A 5,985-nucleotide genomic window follows, 5' to 3' on the forward strand; every position below is an offset into this window, starting at 1 on the left:
CTTTTGATTTTGCTTTAAAAAAACAAGATCAAAAGATCGCAGCCTTCGGCAGCTCCTACATTGGGCTTCGGTGCGTTCAGGTGCACCGTTTTCGCGCCAAATATCGCCGCCTCGTCTATACCTACGCGCAATGCCGTAGCTTGGCACGACCACTGCAACCCTCCCCCGCGTCTCCTCTCTTCCAGCAAGGACCGCCCCATGACGCAGAACGATCCCGGCAACGATTACCCCCTCAGCGAAGTGCCGATGCATGCACGCAAAGGCCTGGCCTCCACGGCCATGGTCTTGCTCGGTTTCACGTTTTTCACCGCAACCATGTTTGCCGGCGGCAAGCTGGGCGTGGCGTTCAGTTTCGGCGAGATGATGGCGGTGATCATTGTCGGTAATCTGCTGCTCGGTCTCTACGCGGCAGGCCTCGGCTATATCGCTTTCAAAAGCGGCCTCAACTCGGTACTGATGGGCCGTTTCTGTTTCGGCGAAGTCGGCAGCAAGCTCAGCGACCTGATCCTTGGTTTCACCCAGATCGGCTGGTACGCCTGGGGCACCGCGACGGCTGCCGTCGTGATCGGTAAATATTTCAATCTCGACGAAGGCACGGTGCTCGGGCTGATGGTGCTGTTCGGTCTGCTGTTCTGCGCCACCGCTTACGTCGGTTATCGCGGACTGGAGATTCTCTCGTACATCGCGGTGCCAGCGATGATGTTGCTGCTGATGCTGTCGATGTGGGTGGCGACGGTGAAAGTCGGCGGTTTCGAAGGTTTGCTCAGCGTCGTGCCAAGCGGCTCGCTGGACTGGTCGACGGCGATCACTCTGGTGTTCGGCACCTTCGTCAGCGGCGCGACGCAAGCCACCAACTGGACGCGCTTCTCGCGCTCGGCGCGGGTGGCGGTGCTGGCCAGCCTGATCGGTTTCTTCATCGGCAATGGCCTGATGGTGCTGATTGGCGCATACGGCGCCATCGTCTACCAACAACCGGACGTGGTTGAAGTGCTGCTGTTGCAAGGTTTCGCCATGGCCGCGATGGCCATGCTGTTGCTGAACATCTGGAGCACCCAGGACAACACCATCTACAACTTCGCCGTCGCCGGCTGCAACCTGCTGCGCACCGGCCGACGCAAAACCGTGACCCTCGCCGGCGCAGTGATCGGCACCCTGCTCGCCTTGCTCGGCATGTACGACATGCTGGTGCCTTACCTGATTCTGCTCGGCACGGTGATTCCGCCGATTGGCGGGGTGATCATGGCGGACTTTTTCTACCGCTGGCGCGGGCACTATCCGCGTCTGGCCGACGCACGGTTGCCGGCGTTCAACTGGCCGGGGCTCGGGGCCTATGCGGTCGGCACCGTCGCCGCGTTCAACTCGCCATGGGTCGCGCCGCTGGTAGGGATCGCCGCTGCCGCGCTAACGTATGTCATCGTCACTGGTGTGCTTGGCGCTCGCAGCGCCAGCGCGCCACTACAAGACCTATAAAAAGGATTCGCCTGATGCACATCATCAACGCCCGTTTGCGCAACCAGGAAGGTTTGCACGAATTACACCTTGAAGACGGTCTGATCCGCAGCATCGCCCGGCAGACCGAAGCGCCCACTCTCGGCCCGGATGACCTCGACGCCGGCGGCAATCTGGTGGTGCCGCCTTTCGTCGAACCGCACATTCACCTCGATGCCACCCTCACCGCCGGCGAGCCGCGCTGGAACATGAGCGGCACGCTGTTCGAAGGCATCGAATGCTGGGGCGAGCGCAAGGTCACCATCACCGAAGAAGACACCAAGACCCGCGCGAAGAAAACCATTCAAGCCCTGGCCGCCCACGGCATTCAACACGTGCGCACCCATGTCGACGTCACCGACCCGCAACTCACCGCACTGAAAGCCATGCTCGAAGTGCGCGAGGAAAGCCGTCACCTCATCGACCTGCAAATCGTCGCGTTCCCGCAGGAAGGCATCGAGTCGTTCCGCAATGGCCGCGAGCTGATGGAAGAGTCGATTCGTATGGGCGCCGACGTGGTCGGCGGGATTCCGCATTTCGAGTACACCCGCGATCAGGGCGTCAGCTCAGTGAAGTTCCTGATGGACCTGGCCGAGCGCACCGGTTGCCTGGTCGACGTGCATTGCGACGAAACCGACGACCCGCATTCGCGCTTCCTCGAAGTGCTCGCCGAAGAAGCGCGCAGCCGCGACATGGGTGCCCTCGTCACCGCCAGCCACACCACGGCGATGGGTTCTTACGACAACGCCTACTGCGCCAAACTGTTCCGTTTGCTCGGGCATTCCGGAATCAGTTTTGTCTCCTGCCCGACCGAGAGCATTCACCTGCAAGGACGCTTCGACAACTTCCCGAAACGCCGTGGCGTAACGCGCGTCAACGAATTGCTCGAAGCCGGGATGAATGTGTGTTTCGGCCAGGATTCCATCGTCGATCCGTGGTATCCGTTGGGCAACGGCAACATCCTGCGCGTGCTCGAAGCCGGGCTGCACATCTGCCACATGCTCGGTTACCGCAACCTGCAAAGTGCGCTGGATCTGGTGACCGACAACAGCGCCAAAGCCATGCACCTGGGTGAGCGCTATGGACTGGAACAGGGGCGGCCGGCGAATCTGCTGATTCTGTCGGCAGACAGTGATTACGAGGTGATCCGCAGTCAGGGCTTGCCGTTGTATTCGATTCGCGGCGGCAAAGTGTTGATGAAGCGGCAGATGCCGGTGGTGGAGTTCAACCAACTGCCCGGTTGAGTATCCGGCATGCGCACTGTCACCGAACCGGCTCGGATAACCCCATGCGCTGATCCGTCAGCGCTTGCTGGATCACTCGGTGGAAATGCTGCAGAGCCGGTTCATTCCTTCCGAACGTCAGGTGTGTCTGCGCACCTGACGCGATGCCCTGCTGTATTTTCGTGCTGACCTCGAAGTCCTCACCGTCCACCGTTTCCAGCAGCAGCTTCATGTTCTTGTCCCAGAGATCGCGCTCACGTTCAGTGGTGGCTGCATGCGGGGTATACAGCGCGACCTGCGCCAGGCAGGCGCCGGGCGTTTGCGGCTTCGGGAACACCCGCCAGATTTCAAGGTGATCGCGCTGCCAGAGCAGTAGCGTATTGGGAAAAAGAAAATAAATGACCAGCGAATGCTTGAGTAGATTCCACTGTTCGGGAGGTTGATCGCGTAGCGTCAGAATGCTTCGTCGCGGCATGATCAGACGCGCATCGTTGCCAAAGGCCTCGAAATGGCTGACCGCTGGAAGAAAAATCGACGCCACGGTTTTCTGATGCAGAAACGGGAAATGCCAGTTCTCGAAAAACGTCTCCAGTGCATTTTTCCAATTGAACGGTTTCTCGAGCAATCGCGTTTCATACAGAGAAAAGTTTTCCAGGCGCAAATGAGCCATTTCCGTATCAAGCGTACTCAATGGCCGCTTTAAACTGCCCGCTTGTCCGGGCTCCCGGGCAACCCATATCAGACCGTGCCGTTCGAACACCGGCAAACTCCGCAGATTGCGCTCGGCACACGTCAGGCCCGAAAAACTGCCGGCCGGCATCAATTGCACAAGCTGGCCTTGAAGGTTGTACATCCAGCCGTGATAAGGACAAGTCAAAGCGTTTTTCAGCGTCCCTTGCCCCTCGACCAGTCGCGCGCCGCGATGCCGACAGACATTGATGAACGCGTTCAATGTGCCATCGGCCGCGCGAATGATCACGATGGGCACGCCACTCAAGTCATCCGTCAGATAAGCCCCCGGATGGTCCAAACAGGCACTCAATCCCATCAACAACGGATAGGCACCGAACAGACCGGCCTGTTCAAGTGCCAACTGGTGCGCACAGTGATAAACGGACACCGGATTGAGAAACGGCGCGTCCGCCAGGCTGGTAGAGCCCTGATCCAGCAGGCTGAATATTTTACGCAGGAGTAAAACTTGCGTTGGATGATCCATCATCGCCTCCGGATACTGATCGGGCATCGACACAGCAGGAGTCTTTGCGATTGAGCTGCTCCCCTTTTAAGCGCAATTCGGGCATCCGTAAACTGTAAGAACTAACAGGTTCGCGCCCGTAAACATTGAGCTAAGGTGTCAGGGCCGCCATCGCAACGGGCCGCACACCCCTCTCGGATGTACGCTTTTTCATGCTGAAGTTCGTGCGTAGTTGATCAGCCGCCATCCTCATTTGCTTGAGGACTCGCCATGAAACACAACCCTCACTCCCCTCCCATGACCACGCTGTATACCGAAGGTCGCCAGACCTTTGTCGAACTTGTACCTGACGGCGGTGCCCGCCTCGACGCCTTGTTTCATACCGTACCGGCGTTGGGAGAACTGGCAGTCGGTGTTGTGTACGGACATCTGCATGCACGCCCCGGACTCGACCCGCGCCTGCGTGAAGCCGTGTCATTCGCCGCGATCGTGGCCTCAGGCATGATCGGCCCGCCATTGAGCGTCCATCTCAAGACGGGGCTGGCCTCGGGACTGGCGCCGGGCGAAATGACCGAAGTGCTGCTGCAGGCGTCGGCATTCGCGGGGTTTCCCCGAGCGGTGAGCGCGGCCGAGCAACTCAATCGACTGTTCGACGAGGCCGGCCTGATATCGCCTCCCGCACCGACGCCGCGAGAGGTGGCTTTGGCGTTCTGTGAGCTCGTGCGCGAAGGACAAGCGCCGATTCCTGTCAGTACCGCAGTGAAGCGCCAGTTGAAGCATGCCCGCAGCCTGTCGTTGCTGGCGACATCGGCGCACTCGGTGATCGTTGAATGTCTTGAACAGCAGTCGACCGCGCAAGCCTTGCTACGACTCGAGGTGCAGGGTGAAGCCGTGACGAGCGTAACGCTGTTCAAGGCTCACTGACCTCGCGCCGGCACGGCTTCGCCCCAACGTTCTGCGGACACTGGCGCAGGCTGCGCCTGCAACGGTTATACGATCAGGCGGGCGGTGCCGAACAAGCTGACACGCAGCAATTCACCGTGGACCTCTTCCAGCAGAATCGGCGCCGTGCCGCCGGGCATGACGACGTGTACGGCGCCACCTGTGACCCAACCGACCCGCCACGCCGCTGACGCCACCGCGCTGGCACTGGTGCCTGAGGAGGCAGTCGGCCCTTCGCCGCGTTCGAACACCCGGGCAACGATGCGTTGTGTCGCCTCACGCGCGGCCCATTGCAGATTGACGCCCGCCAGGCAGGGCTGCCCGGCGCCGGCCGGCATGGCGTAAGCGATCCGGGTCAACCCCTCACTCAATGGCGACTCACGCATCTGCTGATTGTCGGGCAATGCGCCCTTGTCGCTGAGCAGTGTCACGCAATGCGGGTTGCCGATGCGTACGAACTGGCTATGGGCCCACGACGGATCGAGCTGCACCAACGGTTGCACAGCGCTGACCTCCCGACCGTTGAAACCGACGGTTGGCGTCCACGATGCGTCAACGGCATCAGGTCCGAATACGGGTTGACCGAGGTCCAGCCAGAAGCCCCGAACGCCTTCGACCTCGGCAGGTTTTACCGAGGTTTCCACCGGCTCACCCTTGTCATGATGAACGCGCAACAGCGCACCCTGCTCCGCCATCCAGCCTTGCGCGGCGAGAAACTCAGAAAAAATCGTCAAGCCATTGCCACTGCGTTCGGCCAGCGAGCCATCGGTGTTGACGATCAGCACCTCGAACGGCGGTGAAGCCTGGAACGGACCGATCAACAGACCGTCGCTGCGGTGGGATTTGCTGTTCGCTGGACGCTGACCTTCGGGCCAGTCACAACACAATGTGATGGCTGCGCGGCTCCAGATCTGTCTCGACGAAGCACACTGCGCGGCACTGGCCGGTAAATCAATGCCCGCCTCGCGAAGTGCCTGCGGCGAAATCACCCCGTAAATATTGCCCCGTGCATCGTAGAACTGCGTCATCACCGGCCTTTGCTGTTAAATCCCCTGAAGCCGCCACTGTAAAACGCAATCCCTTGTGGGAGCGAGCCTGCTCGCGATAGCGGTGTGTCAGTCGACATTTTTTTCAACT

Annotated in this window: 5 protein-coding genes; 3 read left to right on the top strand and 2 right to left on the bottom strand. The window is 60.2% G+C overall.

The genetic code is table 11. From position 1 onward, the window contains the following. Nucleotides 1-198 precede the first annotated feature (198 nt). Entirely contained in the window at nt 199-1,470 is a 1,272-nt protein-coding gene (gene codB / locus ACW9IR_RS28405) for a cytosine permease (protein ID WP_102902359.1), read from the top strand. A 14-nt stretch (nt 1,471-1,484) separates the two neighbouring features. Next, a complete protein-coding gene (codA, locus tag ACW9IR_RS28410; protein ID WP_150709045.1) occupies nt 1,485-2,732 on the top strand; it encodes a cytosine deaminase in 1,248 nt (415 codons plus the stop codon). A 19-nt stretch (nt 2,733-2,751) separates the two neighbouring features. Here the strand turns inward: codA and ACW9IR_RS28415 are convergent, their stop codons facing one another. Then, a complete protein-coding gene (locus ACW9IR_RS28415) occupies nt 2,752-3,954 on the bottom strand; it encodes an aromatic ring-hydroxylating oxygenase subunit alpha (RefSeq protein WP_457465941.1) in 1,203 nt (400 codons plus the stop codon). Between the two features lie 222 nt (nt 3,955-4,176). Here ACW9IR_RS28415 and ACW9IR_RS28420 point away from each other — a divergent pair, with 222 nt between their 5' ends. Next, complete coding sequence (locus ACW9IR_RS28420) at nt 4,177-4,830, top strand: carboxymuconolactone decarboxylase family protein (protein ID WP_457465938.1); 654 nt, start codon at nt 4,177-4,179, stop codon at nt 4,828-4,830. Between the two features lie 65 nt (nt 4,831-4,895). Here ACW9IR_RS28420 and ACW9IR_RS28425 read toward each other — a convergent pair whose 3' ends face one another. Beyond that, nucleotides 4,896-5,876, bottom strand: a complete 981-nt coding sequence (locus ACW9IR_RS28425) for a diaminopimelate epimerase (protein WP_457465940.1) — start codon at nt 5,874-5,876, stop codon at nt 4,896-4,898. Nucleotides 5,877-5,985: the final 109 nt, after the last annotated feature.

It is taken from the genome of Pseudomonas sp. SDT291_1_S447 (assembly GCF_054070155.1).

Bases quoted from the DNA above. Each gene is read 5' to 3' on its own strand.
- ACW9IR_RS28425 (WP_457465940.1), bottom strand. From the start codon at position 5,876: ATGACGCAGTTCTACGATGCACGGGGCAATATTTACGGGGTGATTTCG.
- ACW9IR_RS28420 (WP_457465938.1), top strand. From the start codon at position 4,177: ATGAAACACAACCCTCACTCCCCTCCCATGACCACGCTGTATACCGAA.
- ACW9IR_RS28415 (WP_457465941.1), bottom strand. From the start codon at position 3,954: ATGCCCGATCAGTATCCGGAGGCGATGATGGATCATCCAACGCAAGTT.
- codB (WP_102902359.1), top strand. From the start codon at position 199: ATGACGCAGAACGATCCCGGCAACGATTACCCCCTCAGCGAAGTGCCG.
- codA (WP_150709045.1), top strand. From the start codon at position 1,485: ATGCACATCATCAACGCCCGTTTGCGCAACCAGGAAGGTTTGCACGAA.